Genomic DNA, 23,871 nt, shown 5'->3' with positions numbered 1-23,871 from the left:
GAATTGGGTACACCGCGGGCGTCGACCCGATGTTCAACGACGTGCATCCGGCGTTCACCTTCCCGTTCCGCACCATCTCCGGAGAGGCATGAGTCAGCCCCATGACTGACACTCAGGTCGCCGAACTGTGCCGTCTGACGGTCCGTGCCCCCGCCAGGACCGTGGACCTCGCCGTGCCCGCCGACGTCCCCGTCGCCGACCTGCTGCCCGCGGTCCTCGGCTACGGCGGGGACGACCTCGAGGAAGCCGGCCTCGAACACGGGGGCTGGGTGCTCCAGCGTCTCGGCGGCGAGCCGATGGACGAGGAACGCACCCTGGACTCCTACGGGTTGCGCGACGGCGAGACCCTCTTCCTCAGACCCCGGACCGATGCCCTGCCCGAGGTGCACCTCGACGACCTGGTCGACGGCATCGCCACGACCATGCGCCGTCACCCGTACGGCTGGAGCCCCCAGGTCAGCCGTCGGCTGCTGCTGGGGATCGCGGTGGCGGTGCTCGGCTGCGGGCTGCTGCTGGTCGCGCTGCCCGGCGGCTCCGCCCTTCCCCGGGCAGTGTTCGCCTCCGTGGCCGGGCTGTTGCTGCTCGCCGGCGCGGGCGCGGCGAGCCGGGCGGTCGGGGACGCCGGGGCGGGCGCCGCGCTGGGCTTCATGGTCGCGCCGTATCTGGCCCTCGCGGGCTGGCTGCTGCCGGGCGGTGAACTCGGCGGAGAGCACGCCCACGAGGCGCTGGGCGCGCGGCTGCTGTCGGCCAGTGCGGCCGCGACGGGCGGCGCCGTCCTGGCTCTCGCGGTCGTGGCCGCCTTCGCCGCGCTGTTCCTCGGGCTCGCCGTGGTCGCCGTGTTCGGGGCGGTCGCCGCGGCCTTGATGCTGGCGGCCGACCTCCCGCCCGCACATGTCGCGGGGATCCTCGCCGTCGTGGCGGTCGCGCTCGGCGCCTTCGTGCCCTCGCTGGCCTTCCGCATGTCCGGCATGCGGATGCCGCCGCTGCCCACCAACGCCCAGCAGCTCCAGGAGGGCATCGACCCGCATCCGGCATCGGTGGTCGCCGACCGCGCCGTCCTCGCCGACGGCTGGATGACCTCCCTGTACGCGGCGGTCGGCGTCGTCGCCGCGGGCTGTGTCGCGGTACTCGCCCGGGAGGGCGGACTCGCCGCGGTGATCACGACGGCGGTGCTGTCCCTGCTGCTCCTGCTGCACGCGCGCGGACTGGGCAACGTATGGCAGCGGCTGTCGCTGGTCCTGCCGGGCGCGGCCGGTCTGCTCCTGCTGGTCCTCGCCGACGCCCCGCACCTGGCGCCGGGCTCCCGGCTGGGGGTGGCCGCCGGTCTGCTGGCGATGACCGCGGCCCTGGCCATCGCGTCCTGGACCGTCCCGGGACGCCGGCTCGTGCCGTACTGGGGGCGGGCGGCGGAGCTGCTGCACTCCGCCCTGGCCATCAGCCTGCTGCCGCTCGCCCTGTGGGTGCTCGGCGTCTACGGCGCGCTGCGGTCCCTCAACGGCTGAGCGCGCCACCGAAGGCCGTACCGCCCCAGGTCGGGGGCGAACCCGGGGCCGAACCGAGCCGAACCCACGCCGAACCGAAAGGCACCGAACACCGCGATGCAGTCCCGACGTGATCAGGTCCAGGCGCACATGTTCGTCATGGGGCGGCTCACCTCCAGCATGTTGCGCGCGGACCCGGACGCCCCCGAGAGCCCACAGGGCCGGACCAACCGCGGAGTGGTCATCGGTGTGGTGATCGCCGTGCTGATCTCCGCCGGAGCGTTCGTGCTCGGCCTGCTCAAGCCGGGCGCCAAGGACTCCTGGCAGGAGGCCGGCACCCTCGTGATCAGCAAGACGACCGGCTCCCGCTACCTCTATCTGAACGGCCGGCTGCGCCCGGTGCGCAACTACGCCTCGGCACGGCTGCTGGCCGGGGCCGACATGAAGGTCTCCACCGTCGGAGCGGCCTCGCTGGGCGGCACCCCGCACGGCACCCCCGTCGGCATCGCCGGTGCCCCCGACGCACTGCCCGCCGGCGGTGAACTGGACGACGGCCCCTGGCAGGTGTGCTCGGGCACCACCACCGGGACCACCGGCACCACCCTGGCCGTCGGCGCCGACGCCGACGCCGCGGGCCTGCCCACCGCGCAGGCGCTGCTGGTGACCGGGCCCGACAAGGCCGACTACCTGGTGTGGCGGGGCAGCAAGCTGCGGCTCGACAAGGACACCAACGCCCGCGGGGCGCTGGGCTACGGCACCACCCCACGCCTGCCGGTCTCGGCGGCCTTCTTGAACTCCGTGCCCTCCGGACCCGACCTGACCCCGGCGGACGTACCGGAGCTGGGTGCCACGGGGCCCGAGCTCGGTGGCCGGAGCACCCGGATCGGCGAGGTGTTCCGGGTGACCGTGCCCGGCTCCGCGGAACGCTACTACCTGCTGCGCCGCGAGGGCCTGGTCCCGCTGACGGCGACCGGCGCGGCACTGCTGCTCGGCGCCCCCGACATCCGCAAGAAGGTCTACGAGGGGCACGCGGCGCAGGTCGCGACGCTCGGCGCGGACGCCCTGAGCGGCCATCTGGCCCCCGGCGCCGACACGTCGGCCCAGGAGACCGACCGCCCCGCCTCGCCCCCGGAGGTAATCGGCGTCGAGGAGGGCACGACCGCCTGTGTACGGGTGCAACCGGGGCAGAAGGGCCCGCGCATCAGTGTCGCCCTGGTCACGTCCGGTGAGCTCGGTCCGGCGGCCCAGGCCCCGCCTGAAGGGCTGACCCCGGCCTGCGTGCCGGTCGGCAGGATCACGGTGCCGCCGGGCGGCGGAGACCTGGTGCGGGCGCTCGGCGCGAGCGGCAGCGAGGTCGGCGGCACCGTCTACCTGGTCACCGACACCGGGATGAAGTACCGGGTGGGGTCGGCGCAGGCGCTGACGGCGCTCGGTTACGCGGAAAGTCAGGCGCGCGGGCTTCCCGCACCACTGCTCGCGATGCTGCCGACCGGGCCCGACCTCACCCCCGAGGCGGCGGCGCTGGGGACGAGCACCACGACGGCACCGCGTTGCGGAACAGACGCATCCGGGACCGTGGCGGGCGCGGCGAGCGGCACGGGCGGCCGAGCGGCGGCCGGAACCGGTGTGCCGGTGCCGGCCACCGCACCGACCGGGGAGAAAGCGGACCGGGGATGAACTCTTGGCGTCATCCCGTCGCTTCGGTTGGCACAGCGGCACCCGGGTGAGGTAGACCAAAAATCAATCAACTCACCATCATCTAAGCTCACTTACTCAACGTGAACCTCAGGAGGCGCGGCCCCATGACAACGCCCACCGGTAGGCAGCAGTCAGAGGAACAAGCGACACGGAACGGCGTCACCGCGCTGGAGCAGGCCTTCTCCGGCGTGCAGCGCTGCCGTCAGGACGTTGACAGCATGAAGAACACCCTCTCCTCGGGGTACGCCGGCAGCGACGGCGGCGCGTTCCAGCAGCTTCTGGAACGCTGGGACCAGCAGGCAGAGATCATTTCGGTCAACCTGAACAGCATGATCGACACCCTCAACGAGACGCTGCGCGCCAAGGGCATGCAGCAGGGCTCGGCGGTCCAGTCGATCCAGGAGGCCTACGACCGCTCGGAAGCGATCTTCAACGAGCTGGCGGGCTGACCCCCTCCGGTCGCCCCGGAGAGCCCCTCCGGGCCGCCCCTGGACCCGCCCTTTTGCCCGACAAGCCCGCCAAGAGACGAGGACAGCCATGCCCGACTTCACCGACGGACTCATCTACGTCGACTACTCCCACATGGAGAACGCCGCCGACGACATGGTCCAGCAGACCAAGGCGATCGACAGCATCCTCACCAACCTGGAGGCCGAACTCCAGGAGCTGCGCAACACCTGGGAAGGTGAGGACCGCGCGGTCTACACCGAGAAGCAGGCCGCCTGGGACAACGCTGTCGAAACGATGAAGCGGATCCTCGCCGAGAACTCGGCCCTGCTCACCGATGTCTCCGGGACCTACAAGTACAGCGAGAACTCCCTGACCCAGCTCTGGCAGAGCGTCCGCATCGGCGGCTGACCGCCTCACCTCCCCCCACCTCCCACCCTCCTCGGCCCCAGCGGCCAAGGGGCGGTGACCGACAGGCGAGCAGCAGAAGGAGTACGGCATGGCGGAGAGCGCCCCCACGGTCAATCTCAACAAGGCCTGGCTGCAGAACTTCCTCGACAACGACGTGATCCCGTTCGCCGACGAACTGCGGAAGATGGGCCTGGAAGGCACCGCGCCGGGGGACACCACCCTGACGGTGCCGGCTCTCGTCGATCTGGAGGAGGGGGGAGGCAGCCGCGCGGGCTTCCTCACCGGCCAGGACAAGAACCCGATCGCGATCGGGCTGATGGCCGGCGACAACAGTTGGACCAACGGGCAGTACGTCGTGAAGGCGCTGAACGCCTTCATCGGCGAGGTGACCGCGATCCTCAAGCAGCAGGGCGAGCTCTTCGAGGAAATCCAGGACGGCCTGGAGGACACCATCGAGAAGCTCTTCAAGGCCCGTGACGTGAACCTCGACAAGATCAAGGGCGAGGACTTCATCGACTTCTTCGAGGACGTGGACAGCATCCTGTCCGAAGGGTCGGGTTCGGGAGACGACGAGGACGACTGACCGCCCAGCCGCCTGCGTTCACCCTCTTCGCCCTCGGTCCGACCGGCGGCCCACCTGATCGAAAAGGCCCTTCGTCATGGCTCTCGACCCCACCAAGATCACCGGTGATCTCACCGCGACGAACGACCACTGGCACGAAGCCATCAAGTTGTTCACCGGATACGTCGCACCGGCGCGGGACACCCTCTTCGACACCCTGGTCGGCAACGAGGGCATCCCCCTGATGAAGGTCGAGATCTCCGACGTCTCCCAGGTGGACTACGTCGACACCGAGGATCTCAACTGGCTGTACGAGAACGCCGGTTACCGCATCCAGAACACCGACTTCGTCATCCCCTTCTACCGGACCAGCGGCGGAGCGGGCTCCGACGTGACGATGCACAAGGCGCGCATCACCCTGCTCGGGCAGAAGAGCGGGGACGACCCGCCGTCCGGCGGCTACGTCGAGGGCGGCACCTTCAGCAGCCAGTACGACAACCACCTGGGCATGGGCAAACCCACCTGGGACACCCGGCCGCTGGCCCAGTACAGCTACGGCACCGGGCTCGCCCTGGAAGCGCTGCTGAACAAACCCGAAGGCACCCACGGGTTCTCCTGGAACGAGGTGTCCGTCGACGAGGCGGCGTCCGTCACGCTCAACAACTTCGACGTGGTGGCCGGGGCGTTCGACCGGGCCGCGAAGTTCTTCGTCGACCAGCAGAAGAAGATCGAGGAGTGGCAGACCCGGGTCGGCCTGGAGAAGAACGACGCCTGGCGCGGCACGGCCGCCGGTGTCTTCTGGGACCTCGTCAAGAAGCTCAACAAGCAGTACAGCGACTACGCCGACGACATGAGTCCGAACGGCAGTTACTTCTCCAGGCAGGGCAACGAGATCCGCGACGCCAAGAAGGCGCTGCGCGCAGCCGCCTGGGACCTCCACACCACCTGGGCGACCTGGGAGTACAAGGACGGCAACCCCCTCAGTTGGCTGCACGCCCTGTTGTCCCGCATCACGAAGTACGTGTGGGACCACAACATCACCAAGATCACCTACGAGATCGTCCCCAGCTACTCCGAGGCTCCCGCGTCGGTCAACTACGTGGCCGAGGCCGGGTTCGACAACAACGCCAAGGATCCCGGCGACGCGAACACGCCGGCCCGTGAGTTCGGTGACCTCAAGGATCTCGGCACCTGGGCGAAGATCGGCAACCAGGCGATCCTCGACTGGCAGAAGTCGGTCGTCGACCAGCTCGACAAGGCCGCCGTCGCCGCCCTGAAGGACGTCAAGGACGCCTGGAGCAAGTCCACCTTCGACCTCGGCGACATCAAATCCCGCGGCGGCAGCTCCCTGGAGGAGGGCCTCACCAAGGACGAGGCCGAGGTCAAGGAAGAGGAAGCGGAGAAGAAGGCGGCGGAGGCCGCCGCGCAGCAGGCCGCCTACATGCAGTGGATGAAGGACCAGGCGGCTAAGGCCGAGGCGGAGGCAGCGAAGGCCAAGGCCGAGCAGGAGGCCAAGGAGAAGGCGGCGGAGGAGAAGGCCGCCAAGGAGAAGGCCGAACAGGAGGCCAAGGAAGCCGCCGCCAAGGCTGAACAGGAGGCCAAGGAGAAGGAGGCCGAGGCGAAGGCGGAGCAGAAGGAGAAGGAGCAGGAGGCCAAGCAGGCCGAGGCGGAGAAGAAGGCCGAACAGAAGGAGGCCGAGGCCAAGGCCGAGCAGGACGCCAAGGAGAAGGAAGCCGAGGCCAAGGCCGAGCAGAAGGAGAAGGAGCAGGAAGCCAAACAGGCCGAGGCCGAAGCGAAGCAGGAGCAGAAGGAGAAGGAGGCCGAAGCCAAGGCCGCCGAGGCGCAGGCACGCCAGGAACAGCTCCAGATCGCCCAGATGGCCCAGGCCAAGGCCGAACAGGAGCGCCAGCGCAAGGAGCAGGAGCAGAAGGAGGCCGAAGCCGAGGCGAAGGCCGAACAGAAGGAGAAGGAGGCCGAAGCCAAACAGGCCGAGCAGGAGGCGGAGCAGGAGGCCAAGGAGAAGGAGGCCGAGGCGAAGGCGGAGCAGAAGGAGAAGGAGCAGGAGGCCAAGCAGGCCGAGGCGGAGAAGAAGGCCGAACAGAAGGAAGCCGAGGCCAAGGCCGAGCAGGACGCCAAGGAGAAGGAAGCCGAGGCGAAGGCGGAGCAGAAGGAGAAGGAACAGGAAGCCAAGCAGGCCCAGGCGGAGGCGAAGGCCGAGCAGAAGCAGGCCGAGCAGGAGGCCAAGCAGGAGCAGGTCCAGGCCGAACAGGAGAAGAAGCAGGCCCAGGCCGAGGCCGAGCAGCGGAAGCTGGAGCAGGAGGCGGCCGAGCGGGAGCAGGAGGCGTTCGCCCGGTACGGCGACGCCCGCCAGGAGATCCTCAACAACGGCGACCTGTCACAGTTGTCGCCGACCACCATCAGCGGCCCCGTCAACGACGCCACCCTGGACCTTCCCGGCGGCGGCGAGACCCACCTCGACTCCTCCGGGCGCGTGGTCACCGACTACCCCGACGGCAGCTCCACGACCATCGACCCGCTCACCCACAGCTCCACCGTCACCCGCCCCGACGGCACCACCATCTCCGGCCCGCTCAACACCGGTGACCTGCTGACAAATCCGGACGGCAGCGTCACCCACCTCGACTCCGGCGGGCACGTGGTCACGGAGTACCCGGACGGCACCGTCCAGACCGTCGACCCGGACACCGGCTCCACCACCATCACGCTCCCGGACGGCTCGACGTCCTCCGGCTACCTCAACGGCGGCGACCTGCCGACGTACGGCTCGTCCTCCACCCACCAGCCGTCGTACGACTACCCCTCCTACGAGGAGGAGCTGTACGACGACACCCCCTACCAGTCGCCCCTGGACTACAGCTCCGGCGCGAACCCCCAGGTGGCGACGCCGAGCAACCGACAACTGCTGAACGCCGGCGCGTTCCCCGGGCTCGCCACCACCGGCGGCCTCGACAGCTCGGCGGGCACCTCCGCCGCGTCCTCCGGCGGCAGCGGCAGCCCCATGGGCGGCATGCCGATGGGCGGCATGGGCGGTATGGGTGGCGGGGGAGGCTCCGCGGGCAACAACGACGGCGAGCGGGTCCGCAACGTCATCGACAGCGACATCATCAGCAACCGCCGCGGCCGTACAGGCACAGGCGACACCCGCGGCAACGGCGGCTACGCCGAGGACGAGGTGCGGGTGGCCGCCGGCGGTCCCACCACCGGCGCGACCCCGTACGTGCCCGGGACGCCCGGAGCGCCGAACCGCCCGGAGACACAGAGCGGGGACCGGGCCCGCGACACCTGGGAGCCCGAGGACGACGACGTCTGGGGCGCGGACGAAGGGGGCGCACCCGCGGTGATCGGCCGATGAGCGAGTCCATGAAGCAGAAACTGGCCCAGGCCATGGCCGAGTTGGAGGCCGTGCAGGATGCCGTGGCGCGCGCCGAGAGCGAGTTGCACCAGGCCACGGCGACCGCTCGCTCCCGTGACCGCACGGTGGAGGTCACGGTCGGCCCGCAGGGCGAGCTGACCGGCCTCAAGTTCCCCGACGGCAGGTTCCGTTCCCTGCCAGGCCCGCAGTTGGCCGCGTCCGTGCTGGAGGCCGTGCAGGAGGCCCGCGCGAAGATGGCCCACCGGGTGAGGGAGACGTTCGCCCCCCTCGCCGAGCAGCAGGGCGGCGGCGCGACGGGGATCCGCGGCATCGACATCGACTGGGACCGTCTCTTCGGCGCGGCACCCGACGACGGTACGGCGGGCGGGCGCGGCCGAGCGGCCAGGGACCGGTTGCGCGACGAGATCCACGAGGACACGGACGACAACCAGCCCCCAGGACGAGGACGGCAGCCATGAGCTCGGACAGGTACGAGGCGAACCCCGCCGGTCTGCGGCAGGGCGTCGAACTGATCGGGGTCCTGCCGGACCTGGCGAAGAAGGCCGGTGACGACTTCATCGCCCAACAGGCTGAGTACCAGGGCGCGTACGGCTACGACGACGAGTTCTACCAGCAGAACTTCCCCGGCTACATGGAGGCCAACGAGACCCTGCTGTCGGTGTTCCGGGAGTACGGCACCGCCTTCGCGTACCTGGGGTCCGCCGTGCTCGGCAACCTGCGCAACATCGAGGGCACCCAGCAGGACGCGCTGGAGGGGATCAACCTCCAGAACAGCAAGCTGGACTCCCTCGGGGACGGCTCCGGGTCCGGAAAGCACTGAGCGGGCGGACACGGATGAGCGCGATGGCCCTGGCAGCGGGCGGGAGTTGCTGAATGGAGGAGATCAACTTCCCGCCGGACGTCCGGAAGATGCTGTTCGTCCTCATCGGCGAGATGCCGTTGCAGGCCAGGGAGAACCTTCTCTACGCCAGCCGCGAGCTCTACAGCTACTACGGCAGGAACCTGACCAAGCTCAGGGACACCGCGCGCGACACCATCCAGAAGTCCCGCGACTCCCTGCCGCCGGCCGTCGCGGAGCAGTACGTCCAGGGCCTCACCATGCTCATCGGCGAGGGCCGGGGCAACGACCCCGTCCAGCGGGTCCTCGACCAGATCACCGACCTCGAGAACCGGCAGATCGACCTGTCGCAGAACGTCCAGGGCGCCAAGTGGGAGATCATCGCCGAGATCATCATGCTGATCGCCGAACTGGCGATCCTCACCGCGCTGATGGCCTTCACGGGCGGTGCGTCCGTGTCGCAGATCTTCCTGGCACGGGCCCGGAGCCGTTTCGCGGTCCTGATGATCATCGACCGGCTGCTGACGATGACCCACATCATGCCGACCCTCACCGAGGCGGTCACCGAGGCCCTTCAGACCCTCGCGGTCCGGCTGGCCCAGATCGCCCTCAACAGCGGCCGGCGCAAGCCCGACGGCATCGACTGGGGCGACGTCGGCAAGGCCGCCGCGTTCGGCGCGGTCGTCGGCCTCTTCGGCAGCGTCTTCGAATGGGTCGCCAAACCCTTCAAGTCGATCTTCAAGGACTTCAACGCCGACGTCCTCGACAAGTTCAAGTTCAACCCGAACAACCTGAACTACAAGCTCTTCAAGAACGGCCCGCCCGAGATCGTCGGCGCCTTCGTCGTCGCCGGCGCGGCCGAGGGACTCGGCGAGTACGTCATCAACGGGGCCTTCGAGGGCAACTGGGACTTCAAGTGGGAGACGTTCGTCGGCAGCGGCTCCAGCGCCGTCTTCGAACTCGGCGCCTCCGTCGCGCTCGGCGGTGCGGGGCTGTGGGCGTTCAACAAGTACTTCGACAACAAGCACATCTTCACCGAGGTCAACGACCTCTCCGGATCGTCCGGCGGGGGAGCGGGCGGCTCGTCCGCGTCCGGTCCGGTGAACTCCAGCGGCGGATACGGTGGTTCGGGTTCCACGGGTACGGTGACACCCCCATCGGCGGTGCTTCCGGGGCCGCTTCCGTCGTCGACCAGGTCCCTCACGTCGAACCTCCCGACGTCGAACTCGACGACCACTCCCACGCCGACACCCACGACCGCGACGCCGGTGCCCACCTCCTCGCCCACGACGTCCACCATGACGTCCACCACGTCGTCCATCCCGTCGTCCTCGCGCACCTACGACCCGCCGTCGAGCGCGACGACTTCGACGTCCCGGGCGGACCTGACCGACACGTTCACGGACCACCCGGTCACGTCGTCAACGGCTCCGTCGGACATCGAGTCCGTGCTCAACCCCGTCTCCCCGCTGCCCACCACCTCCTCGACCAGCGGTGACGCCCCCGGTCTCGCCTTGCCGAAGCCGGTCCCCAACCTCGCGGGTTCGACGGGGGAGGACAGCACGCGGACGCCCACCGGCTTCGGTGACTCGGAGTCCTCGTGGTCGGACACCTCGTCGTCCGACCCGGACGTCATCCCGCCCGCGAGCCCCGCGAGCCCCGTGACGACGGCCACGGCCCCCTCCCACACGCCCGGCATCGGCACGAGCAGCCCTGCGCGCCAGCCGGCCCCGGAGGTCGTCACCCAGGCCCGCGACGAGCACGCCGACGCGATGCGCGCCGCCGCCGAGGCCAACGCCAAGGCGGACACCATCCGGCAGCGCGTCGAGACGGGCGTGGGTTCCAGCCGCGACGCCGACGCACTCACGCGGGCCACCTCCGACGTACAGCAGGCCGAGGCCCACCTCACGGAAACCGAGGTACGGCTGCGGGAGTTGGGGATCGACCCCTACGCGCCGGACCCGCAGAACCAGCACGTGCCGGTCGTCCGGCGCGACGAGACGCAGCGCCAGTGGATCGCCGACCGGATCACGGTGGACGACCTGCCCACCGAACTCGGTGACTCCGTCGACCTGTCCGACCCCGCCGTCCTCGACCAGGTCAAGTCGCTGATGGTGGAGCCGGGCCCGTGGTCTCCCGTGCTCGACTCGACAGCGGCCAACGCCACCCGGCGCATCTGGCAGGACGCCTACGCCGACTTCGCCGACGCCCTGCCGGACGAGGTCAGGGACAACGCCGGACAGGCCTGGAGCACGGCCGTCTCGCTCGTGCTGCCGCTGGAGCTGCATCCGGTGCTCGCCGACTCACGGCATGCCCTGGAGTCGTACCAGAGCGCCGTACGGCAGGTGGCCGACGTGCTGGTGACCGGGGGTGGCCGTGACGCGGCGACCACCCTGGCCGACCGTCTGCGGCACGGACTCGACCTGCCCGCCCGGCTGGGCGGAGGCGCGAGCGACGGCCTGCCCGCGGCGCCGACGGCCGTGCCCACGGCGGGGGACTCGGCCTCCCGGCCGGGCCCGCGGCCGCCCGATCCCGGTGGCGACCGCTCGGACTCCGACGACGTGTCGTCCGACTCCTCCGACTCCGATGGGGATTCGGACGTGGAGGACGACTCCGAGAACGACTCCGACGGCGAGCCGACCGCGGTCCCGCCGCCACGGCGACCACCCACGTCCTCCGCGCCCGTGCAGCAGGCTGACGCATCGGAATCGGACTCGGAGTCGGAGGAGGAGTCCGGGGCGGAGGAAGCGGATTCCGACGACGAGTCCGACCAGTCCGACGACTCTGACGACTCTGACGACTCTGACGACTCTGACGACTCTGACGACGTGGCCGCCATACCCGCCGAGACACTCGGCATCCCGCCCGACGACCGTGCGTTCTCCTTGCCGCCGTCGGACTTCCGGCCCGCCCCGGTCAGCCCCGAGGACCTGGAGCGGCTGCGCTACCAGAGCGAGGCGGAGCAGTACGAGAGCAGGCTCGCCGACTTCCTCTCGGAGCATCCCCACGTCACAGCCGAGGTGAAGCGGTTCGTCGCCCTGCTCTGGGAGAAGACACCGCCGCTGATGCGGCCCATGCTCGGCTCCCTCGACAGCTCGGTTCCCGGTTCGGTTGGGCGGTCGCTCACCGCGCTCGAAGAGGTCGTGCAGAACGGCAACTTCCGTGAGCAGACCGTGCTGCTGTGGAACGCGCTGCGCTACCACGTCTTCGACTCCCTCCACGGCACGCGGAAGAACTACCCGCCCGTGATCGCCGCCGACCGCCGTTGGCGGGGCACCCCCTCGGACGGCCTGCCCGAGCGCGATCCGGAGACCGCCCGGCCGCCGCTGAGCCAGGCCGAACGCGACTTCTCCGCGAACGGCACGGACTGGATCACCGGCGCGGAGCGCTCCGGCGTCTCCCATCGTCCGCCCGCCGCGCTGCCCACGGACGAGCGCCCGCTGACCGTGGAGGACTCCCCGCACTACTCGGCCCAGGGCACCGGCGCCCTGCTCATGACCGGCCTGTCCGGCACCGCCTACTTCTGGCTCAACGCCGTCGAGGCGGCCAACAAGCAGTGGGACGCGGGCCTCGACCTCGGACTGATGCGGCTGGCGCTCCTCGGCACCCTGCTCGCCAACCGTCACCACTCGCTGCACGAAGTCCTCACGGCCACCGAGCTGTGGGCCTCGGAGGAGGCCCATCCGGAGCGCCACGACCTGGACTTCTTCGCGTACGACGACTCCTGGGAGCGCTACAACAGCCTGGAACCCCTCAGCGAGCAGGAGTTGCGCGACAACGTCGCCGTCGGCGGCCGGTTCCCCAGCGAGCGTGTCCGTGAGTTCTACGAGGGCGGTACGTCCGGACGGCCGCCGCGCTCGGTGGTACCGCGCCTGTCGGACCTGCTGCTCCAGGGCTCCTGGTGGCGGCTGTTCATCGACCCGAACGTCCACGACGAGATCTTCGCGCCCAAGCCCGAGGACATCGGCGGCCACCTGGACCGCACCAAGTACCCGGGCTACCGCAAGGGCATGACGGAGCTGTACGCCGAGGTCCTCGACGGCGGCAGCGGTGACCGCGACTGGTCGCGCATCGACGTGCACGCGTACGAAGAGATGCACGACCTCGCGACCCGCCACCTCACGGACGGCGGCCAGAACAGGTCGACCACCTGGTCGCGCTCCGCGATGGTCACCCATCGAGGGACGGGCGTCGAACGCCTCGCCGACGACGTCGGTGAGGAAACCGTCCTGGGCCGGCCCCTGCTCGTCGACTTCAACGCACAACGGCCGGGCGGGCCCCGGCCGTTGATGGTCTTCTGGCTGGGTGGCAGGGTGTCCAGCAACTACACCGTCGAGGACGCCCGCGCCGCGGTGCAGGAACTGCTGGACCGGTACTACGACGAGGTGGCCGTAGCGGTCGGCCCCGACGACAAGCTGCGCGCCATCGCGCGGGTGACACGTGCCCTCCAGATCCTCCAGCCCTTCACGGACGCCAACAGCCGCGTCAACGTCCACACGCTGATGCAGAAGTTCCTGCTGGAGCAGGGCTTCCGGCCCGCCGTGCTGATGAACTCGCACTCGCTGTTCCTCGGCGGGTTCTCGGTCCCGGAGATCGTCGCCCATCTCAAGGACGGCATGGCCCTGTTCGACCAGCACCTGCGCGCGGCGCGCTGGGACGGCTTCAACCAGTTCGGCGGTCCGCGCGACGTCCGGCTGCTCGACGGCCTGGCCCAGGACATGGGCCTCACGGGCGACTCGCCGGGTGACCTGCGCCGCCGGGTGGTCGACACGGTACGGACCGCCCGGGCGATGTTCGGCGACGGGATACCGGGCGACGACCCGGCCGGACAGGCCCGATGGCTGGGGGCGTTCCAGCGTCTGCGCGACACGGCCGGCATCCAATTCCCCGAGCTGCCCGGGCCCGACGCGATCTCCGAGTACGTCTCCCGGGTCTACGAACTCGGCCCCGAGGACGACCTGTTCGACGCGCACGTCCTTGCGACTGTCGAGTCCGTGGCGACCATCCCGGCCGACGGGAACCCGCTCGACATGGACGTCGTCCGCCAGAACCTTCCCGAACTCGACGACGACCAGGCGCAGCCGGAGACGGCTGAGGCCACGGCGGACCCCGGTCACACCTCGGACTCCGACGACGAGTCCGAAGACGAGTCCGAGGAGGAACCAGAGGAGGAGTCAGAGAACGAGTCCGACTCCGGCGATGAATCGGACTCCGACGACGACTCCGATTCCCCCTCCGCCGCCCCGCCCCTCCTGCCACAGACGGTGTTCAACCCGAGCGCCCCCGCCCCCGCCACCAGGACCGCGCCCGCGCCCCGCGCCCCCGCCGCCGAGGCGCCACTCCTCCTGCCCTCGATGGCCTTCGACCCGAACGCCGGATCGGGCGGCCGGCAGCGCGGCGGACTGCGAGGTGGATCCCGGGACAACGGAGTCGACCCGCTCGCGTCACGCTGGCCGGTGGGACGGTCCGTGACCCTGATGTCCCCCCGGCGCGCCGCGGAAGGCGAGCCCGGCCCGACTCGCGTACCCGTCGAGAACGTGCCCCTGCCCGAGGGCAAGGGCAAGAACACCCCGCAGGAGACGTGGTTCCCGGTCACCCTGCGCGAACCCTCCGACCCCTCCGCCCCCACCGACTCCGCATCGGTCCGCTCCGGCTCGTCCGCAGCCGCGCCCCCTGGGTACGAGGTCAGCGACACGGGCCGCGTGCGGCTGCCCGACGGAGAGGAACTGGACGCCGAGGGCTGGGTCGGCTTCGGCGACGACTTCGTCCACCTGCCGTCGGGCGCCTATCTGCGCGGTGACAGCGGCTGGATCGGCCGCGTCGAGAACATCGACGTCCTACACGCCGTACTGGGCGAACTCGACCCCGACACCGCGCCGTACACCCTGGTGGCGAACCGGACCTCCGGGGTGTACCTCACCCCGGAGGGCGGCACGGCAACGCAGGCCGTCCAACTGCCCCTGGACCAGCCCACCGAGGAGACGCCCGACCCGCCGGCGCCGAAGACGGACGGCATCGGCAACGACCCCGTCCTGGACCCCTCGATGACGGCCCCGCCCGCCGGTCGGCGTACTCCGGCCCGGTTCGACGACGGCCGCACCATGCCCGCGTACGTCGACGATCTCCAAGCGCTGCTCCCCGAGGACCTGACCGACGCCGAGCGCCGCCAACTCCTGGACAACCCGACCACGTTCGGCCAGAGCACGGTCGTCCTGCGCGGGATCGACCAGGTGGTGGACCGGATCCGAGCCGAACTCGAGAGCCGACCCGACGCGCGACCCAGTGACCAGGACCAACTGTCGTCCGAGATAACGCAGTTGCTGACGGAGAAGCCGAAGAGCCTCACGGACCGCGGGCGTCCTGTTCCCTACCGGAACCAGGACGGCAAGGTGCGGATCCTGCACATCAGGGCCCGCCATCACGGCAACTGGTCGCCGTACGACGACGGCATCGGTCACGCCTCGAAGATCGACAGTATGCATCGGGCGGCCGCGGTCTTCGGGTTCACCAAGAACATGCAGGCCAACTCCCAGTACGGGGTGGGTGGACCGCTCGGCCCGCTCGGTGCCGCGGCCTTCGGTGGCTACGGCCGTCTGGCCTTCCGGTTCGGCTTCATCAACAAGGTCGGCTACACGCTGACGGATCAGCGCCAGAACCAGATGGAGACGCGCACCCTCGACGACTCCCGGACCTATCTGGACGATCTCCATTACGAGATATGGGTCACCGATGCCACCGGCCGGGTCATCACCGACATCGACACCCGGAGCGGCAGCGATCACGACACGGACCCCGCCTCCCGTGATGAGGCCGAGGCCGCCGCCACGGTTGCCGAGGTGGCCGAACTCGTCCCGGCCCGCTTCGAGTTCGCTGTCCGCAACGGTCTTCAGGTGCGGCTCCCAGACAGCGTCACCAAGGTGTCCAGGCCCGGCCGCATCCCGCGGTCGATCCAGCTCGACCGCAACTCCCAGTACCGCTTCGTCCGGGTCGAGGGCTACGGGCCGGTCGCGGTGATCCGGGACTGGGCTGCCGGGCTGATCGGCGCCCTGCCCGGCAGCACCGCCTACGACGAACTGGACACCTTCTTCTCGGTGGACAGCTTCCAGCGGCACAGCTCCACGATGGCGCGCGGCCGGGTCACCACTCCGCCGCTTTTCGCCGACGACAAGAAGAAGTCCCCCCTGGGCGTCTTCGTAGTCGAGGAGGTCATCCCCCGCACCGCCGTGCTCTTCGGGGAGACCGACAAGGCCGAGATGCGGGACATCAACACCTCCACGGTCCGCAGCGAACGCAGCCGGGCCCAGGGCAGGAGCGTGCTCCTCCAGGCCGCTGCCGGGCCCGCCTTCAATTTCTTCGAGCCGGGTCTGGCGCCGTTCGACCTGCGGCTGCAGTTCGGGCCGAGCGCCCAGTACTCCTTCGCACGCAGCCGTCAGGGCGGCCTCGGCGGCTCCGGTGCGCTGAAGTCGGCGGGCCAGGTCAAGGGCCCCAGGACGGCGCTGTACGTGGTCGTGAAGTCGGTCCGGGTGCGCCGGGCGGGCGACAGCGGGCCGCCCACCGAGTTCCTGACCTGGAGCCTGGACCGGATGACCAGCGCCGAGGCGCGACGACTGGCCGGTTGGGACGACGGCACCGCGCTCGTCCTTCGCCACGGGGCCGTGCCGTTCGCCCCGGCCTATCTGACCGTGGACCGCCCCCGGACCCTGGGCATGCACCGGGTGAAGGAGTTCACCTTCGACGACGGCCTGCGCACCCGCGTCCTGCCCGACACGGCCGACGGTGTGGGCCGCACCCTGCTGGACACCTTCGCCGACAACGTGGTGAACGCCGTCGCCGCCCGCCGTCGGGGCCTGGTCGTCCCCCTCGACCAGCTCAACCTGCCCAAGGGCTGGCGCGCCCGGTTCCACGACATGCTGCGGCGCGACCCCGACCGGCTGCTCGACGCGGCCCACAGCCTGCCCGTGCCGCCGCAGTGGTCGGACCCCGCGAAGTACCACGCGGCCCTCCAGAACACGCTCCAGATCCTCGGTGCCCTGTCCCAGCAGAGCGTCACCGCCGGCCTGGAGGCACTGACCACGGTGGGCCTGAGCATCCGGCTCACCGACCCCGGGACCGTCGGGCAGACGTACTACACCGTCTGGGTGCACGGCACACTGACCGGGCGCCGCTACGAGGGCAAGGACCTCAACGAGGGCATGCGCTTCAGCGCCCAGGGCGTGGAGCGGATGGACGGCCAGACCAGCGCCAAGCGCGGTGCCGACCTCGGATTCGAGGGCACCCTGTCGGGGCGCGACAACGACGTCGACGATGCCGGGCTGCCGCGCAACACCCTCGGACTGACCGCCGGCGCACGCCAGGGATGGCAGCGGGAGGTGGAGACCGGGTTCGGATCGACCGTCACCAACGAACCGATGTCGGTGAGCAACCAGCCCACGCACCTCTACCGCTACGACCTCGAACTCACCGCGACCCTGGGCGGCTACTGGCGGCCCCGCGGTTTGATCCGCGGCCTCGGCTTCGGACTGCCCGGCCTGCTGGTCCTCGACGAACCGACCGACATCCTCTTCGGCCGGACGGCCGGTGGGCTGCTGCGCGGCGGCGGCCCGATGACCGGACAGGTGCTCATCAGCGTCCCCGTCCAGCACACACCCGAGGCCGACCCGCACGCGGACGGGGCACTCAACCCCTATCTGACCGACGAACCCGACCCGGTGACCATGACCACCCGGCGCGCCCTCGCCCTGGCCAAGGGCGACCTCATGCTGTCCGACGGCCACGGCGGCGATCCGGGGACGGCACGGCTGTCGGCGCGTGGCACGGATCAGTTCCGCCAACTGCGCGAGCAACCGTTCGTGACGGTGAACGTGGTGGTGTCACCCCAGCTCGTCGCGGAGGCGAACAGGGTCCTGCGCGGCGCCTCGGGCAGTGCGTGGCAACTCGTCAAGGAGGGCGCCCCCACCCGGGAGGCGATCACCCGGACGTTCACACCGCAGTACCTGACGGCCCACTTCGACCAGAGTTCCGGCCCGCTCGGTCTGACGGGCAGCGGCCTGCTCGGCAAGGGCCCCGCCGCCGAACTGTGGGGGACCTTCCGGTACGCGACCACGGTGAGCGGCTTGATCCTGCTCACCGGATCGATGCCGATGGACACCGAGATGATCCTCGGCGGCACCCGCCAGGCATCCGGCAAGGTCAGCAACACCACCACCTTCGTCTTCGGCGGTCAGTTGGGCTACAACTCCGTGTCCGACCCCGGCCGCGGGCTCATGAGCGTCTACGGCCTCGTCGCCAACCCCGTCTCACGCTCCCGCACCCGCGGCCTCAACGTGGTGCGCACCGTCGTCGCCGACATGAACCGCAAGGGGTTCACCCGCCAGATGCTGGTCGCCGGCGACGTGGAGCACTGGTTCGCGCTGACCACCAGCCGGCTCGGCACGGGCCGGCTCGGGCGGGCCGCCGCGGGCAGCGCGCTCGTCCCGTCGGGCCTGGCGGGAACGGCGGGTACGGAAGTGACCACCCCCGCCGGTCTGTTGGCCCATCTGCCGGAGAAGAGCGCCTACCGGATGGGCCTCATCGACGACGGACTCGGTGAGATTCCCCGGTACACCAAGCATCTCTGGTCGCCTCAACCGTGGCTGCTCGGCGCGCCGTTCGGGACGTACGTGGTGAATGCGCTCGACCCCACCGACGCGCTGCTCGCCTTCGAGCAGCGGATCGACGGACTCGGGCTGGACGAGCCGAGCCGGGAGAAGATCCGCCAGCTCGTGACGGCTCGCGCCACCCGCGCCCTGCGAGGGGAGATGACGACCACCGGCCCGTCGGCCATGGTCTCGGTCAAGGGCTCCGGCTGGGGCAGCGTACGCATCGGCACCCGATGGGTCCGGGTACGGGTCGAACTGATCGCCGGGACACCGGAGTTCCACGGACTGGACCACAGCGTGGAGATGGAGGAGAACAGGCGGGCCATCGAGGCGGTCCAGAAGAGCTCGGAGGCCTCCTCAGGTGCCGACCTCACCCTCCAGACAAGCCAGTTGGCGCACACCGGAAACGCGTCGGTCGCCGCCGCGGGACCCTCGTACACCGAAGGCGGCTCCCACAAGCAGACGGTGGCGTCGAGTCATACGACCACCACCGTCACGATCTACCGGGCGGCCTCCACCGAACCGCACGCGGAGATCGTCACGCCGTACACGATGCGCATCACCCTGGAGGCGGACGACACCCCCAACTCGGGTGCCCCCTCGGGCCGGACGGCGGACGAGGGCACGAGCAGCGCCATGGACCGCTTCCGCGGCAGGCACCGCATCGTCGCGGAACACAGCGTCGGCGGCCTGCGCGAGCATGTCCCGCTGAGCCTGATGGAGCCGACACCCCCGGAGCGGCCCGCGGCCGGCACAGACCAGCCCGACGCCGCCGAGCCCGCCCCGCGCCGGACGCTGCCCGCGCCCGATCCCAGGAACGACCCCGCCCTGGCCAGGGCTCCCAGGCCGACCCCGATCCCGCCGGTCGGACGGGAACTGACCGTCGTGCACGGCGACGGCGTCCGACGGCCGTTCACCTTCCCGGAGAACGGCTTCCACCCCCGGGCCGTCATCGGGGTCGACAACGTCCGTACGGCGAACGACCTGCTGCTCACCCGCTCCTATGATCCCGGCTTCTCCCTCCAGGCCCTCAAGTCCCCGGACGGCCCCGACGCCGCCACCCTGACGGAACTGCTGCGCAGGACCCGGACCACGGGCCTGACCCGGCTCGGCACCGGTTCCGCGCAGGCACTGGAGGACGGCACCAGCCACATGGCGGTCACGTCGTTCTACCCGCGCACCCTCGAACCCGGGGGCTACCAGATCGCGGGCCTGACCGAGAAGTCCTTCCTGGGCACCGACACCGGCGAACTCGCACTGCACTCCGCACCGGACTTCAGCCGCGCACTGCTGCTGACCGTCGCCGACGGCAAGAAACTGGAGGTCCTCAGGCGCTACGGCGAGAACGCGGGCACCTCCTCCGCCGGAGAGCATTCCCAGGGCGGCAGCTTCGGCGGCGGATTCCTGTACGACTCGCCGAGCGGCGTCGGTCTCAACCAGATCGGTCTCCTCGGCCCCGGCCCCAACGCCCTCGACGGCGACGGAATGCCCGTCGGAGACGACCACCTGACCTCGAGAAACCTCAAGCCGAAGACCGGACGGACGTTCCTGTTCGCGATCCCCACCACCTTCACCGGTGTCGGTGACGTTCACCGCACCTTCAAGGACGCCAAGGCCATGAACTTCCTGCGAGGGACGTTCGGCCACGCCCGGCCGGGTCCGCAGGCGATGGAGTCCGAGGCGTATGTCATCGCCTGGGTGAGGGAGGACATCGCCCGCCAACTGAGGCTGATCACGGACACGAACTTCCCCGAAGTCGTCGGCACGTCCTGGGACATGGTCGGCAAGGCGAGCAAGGGCTGGGTCGACGCCGACCAGGCGTACTGGAAGAAGCGCCGGACCGCGGTCCACCTGCGGGACGCGGTGCGGACGGCCGAGACCGCCGCCCTGGAGGCCCGCAACCGCCTCAACCCACTGCTGGACGCCGCCGAAGCGGCCGACACCGCGCGGGAGGAGGCCGAGGAGACCGCGGCCACGGCCCGTGCCACCGCACGGAGCCTGACCGGGGCGGCAGAGGCGCTCGACAAGGCCGACGCCCGCCTGAAGACGGTGCGGGAGACCGCCTCGGCCGACCGCGCCACGGGGACGGCCCTCGTCGCGGCCGCGCAGGAGAGGCTGGACACGCTGCCCGGCTGGGTCGAGCTGCTCGGCGACGAACTGGACCCCGACCAGCTCCGGCAGGCGGCCGTCGACCTCGCCGAGGCACGGCACCGCGCGGACGAACTGCGTGCGGCGGCCGACCGCGCGGTCGAGACCGCCCGGCGCGAACGCGCGGAGGCCGCCGGTCTGCTCGCGGCGCTGGAACAGGCGCAGCAGGACCCGACCACGACGCTCACTCCGACCGCCGACCCCGCCCGGGCCCGCAGGACCGCCGACTCCCTGCGCGAAGCGGCAGAGCGACGGCTCGACGCCGCCCGGACCCGGCAGACGGCGGCGGCCCGCCGGCTCGACGGACCCGCTCGCGCCGAAGCCGCGGCAGCCGAACGCCTGCGGGCGGCCCGCGAGGCGTTCGACACCCGACGCCGGGAACTGGACGACCTACGAGCCCTCGCGGACACCGCGGCGGCCGAGTACCACCGGGTACGTGCGGAGGCCGACCAGCTCACCCGCTGGCACCGGCTGGCGGCCACGGAGGACGGCAGACGGCAGCTCGGCGACCACCCGGAACCGGCCGCCGTGACCTACCAGGCGCCGCCGAAGCCGGCCCCGGCCCCGCGCCCGGACCGCCCCCGCTACACCAGGACCGTCGACGGCACCGCCACCGTGCTCACCTCACCCACCCGGCAGACCTACGTCCTCAACGACGTGCCGGGCGAGGGCGAGGGCTTCTTCCACGCCCTCCTCCAGGGCCTGGACGGCGCGGACCCCACGCTGCTCACGGCGGCGGGCATCGACTCCGCGAGCTCCGACGCGATTCCCCAGTTGCGTCGGCGCCTGGCCGCCCGGCTGACCGACCCGGCCGACATCGACCTGCTGGCGTTCGTGACCCCGGACGACGCCGACACGTTCACCGCGGCCGAAGTAGGCGACGCGGGCCTGGAGCTCGGCAGCGACACCCCGGCCCGCCGCGAGTTCGACGCCCTGGGCGTGATCCCGCACGCCGCCGACCTGAGCCCCGAGGCCCGCGCGGGGCTCGCGGTCGCCCAGCTCATGCGGCGCGGCGACGCGGAGTCGGAGAAGGGCTGGAACCACTCAGCCGCGGACCTCCTGCCGATGCTCGCCGCGCGCACCTTCGGCGTCCGGATCACCGTCGTCAGGGACGACGGCAGCTTCGACGACTTCGACCCGGACAGCACTCCACGATCCGGAGCCGACACGGCCGGTACGGCACGTCGCGGCCTCCGCGGTTTGGTCGACGACGCCGATCGCCCTCGCCCGCAGGTGATCCTCAGCCTGTCCGACCGCCACTACCAGGTGGCCCGGCCCACAGGGCTGACCGCACCGGTCAAGGACGGGAAGACGACGGACGGAACCCCGGCGCCGCCGAAGGGCGAGGGGGAGAACAAGCCACAGACCGAGCCCGAGCCGGCATCCGTCTCTCCGCCCGCGCCGCCCGCCCCGCCACGGCCCACCGGGCGGCGGGTCGGCGCAGACGGCCGGTCCTTCACCGTACGACCTGTGCCGGGCGACGGGGACTGTCTGTTCCGCGCGGTCCTGGACAGCATGGCGGCCCAGCACCCGGGCAGGCGGACACCGGGGCCGGTCAAGGCGCTGTCAGAGCTCCGCGGCGGCCTCGCCAAGTGGTACGGCGACTCCGCCGACACGGCTGCCGTCCGAGCCCTGCACGCAGCCCAGGACCCCCTGGAAACGCTGCTGGCGGACCTGTTCCCCACCCTCGCCGACCTTCAAGACCTGCTGGGCCTCAGCGCGGCCCCCCAACTCACCGACGAGCAGAGAACCCGGATCACCCGGCAACTCGCCCAGGACCAGCGCAAGGCCGACCTGCAAGCCCTCGCAGCCGACCAGCGGGAACGCGAACTGCTCTCCGGCTTCCCGGCCGGGGCCGTCGACCAGCTCCTGCCGCCCACCACCACCGACCCCTGGCACGCGGACCCGGCCCGCACCCGCCACCTGACCGAGCGGGCCCAGGCCGACACCCTGCGCGCCGAGGTGCTGACCCTGCTGCGCGCACCCGCGGGCGGCTCACGGGCGGCCGCGGTCTGGCAGCGGATCCGCGCGGCCCTGCCCGCGGAGGCCAGGGCCCACATCCCGGCGTCCCTGCATGCGTTCACCACGACCGGATACGGCGATCTCGTCACCCGCGCCCTGGAGTCCCCGGCGCTGTGGCACACCCCGTTCTACGACGACGCGCCCGTGCTGCTGGCCGGCTGGCTGGGGGTGCGGCTCGTCCTCGTCCAGCCGGGCGGGAACGGGGGCCATACGGTCATGGATCTCGCCCCGGACGCCACCGGCCCCACCGTGTACGTCCACTACAACGGCCGTGACCACTACGAGGCCCTCGTCCCGGTCCCCGCGGACCCCTCGGTCGGTTCACCGGACCCACGGCCGCGACCGCACGACGAACTCACCCCGCCGCCCGCCCTGTCCGCGGAGGACCGCACGACACGCGACCGGCTCGCGGACCTCCTGCGCCGACACGGCGCCGACGAGGCAGACGCGCGGCGCCTGACGGGCGGACTGACGGCATCGACCCTGGCGCGCCTGCGGTCGGCCGCGCAGGACACCGGCGCACTGGACGGGACGTCCGACGTCCGGCCCGTGTCGGAGGAGACGACAGAACACACTCGCGCCGCCGACGAGACCCGGGCCACCGCGCCACCGACACCCGTCTGGGGCGTCGAGGGCGTGCTCACCCTCGACGGGACACAACTCCAGATGCACGAAGTAGCCGGAAGCGGCGACCGGTTCACCGAGGCGCTGATCCACGCCCTGCGGTCCGGCCTGCCGCACCCGACGCGGGGAGACGGCGCGCTGATCGCCTCACTCACGGCCGAGGACGGCCCCGACGCACTCCATCAGTGGGCCGAGCAGCGTCTCGCCGCCCCCGACGCGGCGGACAGGGCACCGCTGCTCGCTCGAGCCGACTGGCACGGTGAGCTCCGGGAGTTGTCCACGGAGGACCTCACGCGAGCCGGTGTCACCCTCAACGCGGAGCAGAGTGTCTTCGTCGAACTCGGAGGCACCACACTCCCCGTGGCGGAGGTCGACCTCACCCTGCCGCAGCGCTACCGGCTGCTGAGGCAGCTCGCGCACAGCGGTCCTGTCACCGAGACCGTCGCCGAACTGATCGCGGAGGAGCTGGGAGTGCGACTGATCATCATCGAACCGGAAGGTGGGGTACGCATGTTCGGACCCATAGGCGGCACTGCTATCGTCCTGGCCCGGGTCGGGGGCGTCTATCGTCCCGCCGTGGCCTCAACTCGCTGATGGGGGCGCCATTT

General features: G+C 70.9%; 9 protein-coding genes. All 9 read left to right on the top strand.

All coding sequences use genetic code 11. The features are described from left to right. Nucleotides 1-101 precede the first annotated feature (101 nt). The 9 genes from eccD (at nucleotide 102) to ACZ66S_RS32035 (ending at nucleotide 23,857) form a co-directional block, all read left to right on the top strand. Nucleotides 102-1,502 (top strand): type VII secretion integral membrane protein EccD, encoded by a 1,401-nt coding sequence (gene eccD, locus ACZ66S_RS32075; protein WP_469905061.1) that lies wholly within the window; start codon nucleotides 102-104, stop codon nucleotides 1,500-1,502. A 96-nt stretch (nucleotides 1,503-1,598) separates the two neighbouring features. After that, entirely contained in the window at nucleotides 1,599-3,158 is a 1,560-nt protein-coding gene (gene eccB / locus ACZ66S_RS32070; protein WP_469905060.1) for a type VII secretion protein EccB, read from the top strand. A gap of 125 nt (nucleotides 3,159-3,283) precedes the next feature. Beyond that, entirely contained in the window at nucleotides 3,284-3,628 is a 345-nt protein-coding gene (locus tag ACZ66S_RS32065; protein ID WP_469905059.1) for a WXG100 family type VII secretion target, read from the top strand. 88 nt (nucleotides 3,629-3,716) lie between these two features. Continuing rightward, a complete protein-coding gene (locus ACZ66S_RS32060; protein ID WP_031049872.1) occupies nucleotides 3,717-4,037 on the top strand; it encodes a WXG100 family type VII secretion target in 321 nt (106 codons plus the stop codon). 88 nt (nucleotides 4,038-4,125) lie between these two features. Continuing rightward, nucleotides 4,126-4,620 carry a type VII secretion system-associated protein gene (locus tag ACZ66S_RS32055; protein WP_469905058.1) on the top strand — a complete coding sequence of 165 codons (495 nt, stop codon included), beginning with the start codon at nucleotides 4,126-4,128 and terminating at the stop codon, nucleotides 4,618-4,620. A 76-nt stretch (nucleotides 4,621-4,696) separates the two neighbouring features. Further along, a complete protein-coding gene (locus tag ACZ66S_RS32050; RefSeq protein WP_469905057.1) occupies nucleotides 4,697-7,972 on the top strand; it encodes an AAWKG family protein in 3,276 nt (1,091 codons plus the stop codon). Nucleotides 7,973-7,980: 8 nt separating this feature from the next. Further along, nucleotides 7,981-8,451 carry a YbaB/EbfC family nucleoid-associated protein gene (locus ACZ66S_RS32045; protein WP_469905056.1) on the top strand — a complete coding sequence of 157 codons (471 nt, stop codon included), beginning with the start codon at nucleotides 7,981-7,983 and terminating at the stop codon, nucleotides 8,449-8,451. Then, on the top strand, nucleotides 8,448-8,813 hold the full coding sequence (locus tag ACZ66S_RS32040) for a hypothetical protein (protein WP_469905055.1): 366 nt from the start codon (nucleotides 8,448-8,450) through the stop codon (nucleotides 8,811-8,813). The genes ACZ66S_RS32045 and ACZ66S_RS32040 overlap by 4 nt, the downstream gene beginning before the upstream one ends. Nucleotides 8,814-8,866: 53 nt before the next feature. Continuing rightward, the gene (locus ACZ66S_RS32035; protein WP_469905054.1) at nucleotides 8,867-23,857 is read left to right on the top strand and encodes a hypothetical protein; all 14,991 of its coding nucleotides are present in this window, start codon (nucleotides 8,867-8,869) and stop codon (nucleotides 23,855-23,857) included. The last annotated feature ends 14 nt before the right edge of the window (nucleotides 23,858-23,871 follow it).

This window comes from Streptomyces sp. NPDC107471 (genome assembly GCF_055582845.1).
Note: the sequence above shows the minus strand (reverse complement) of the source record. Positions and strands in the feature narration are given on the sequence as shown.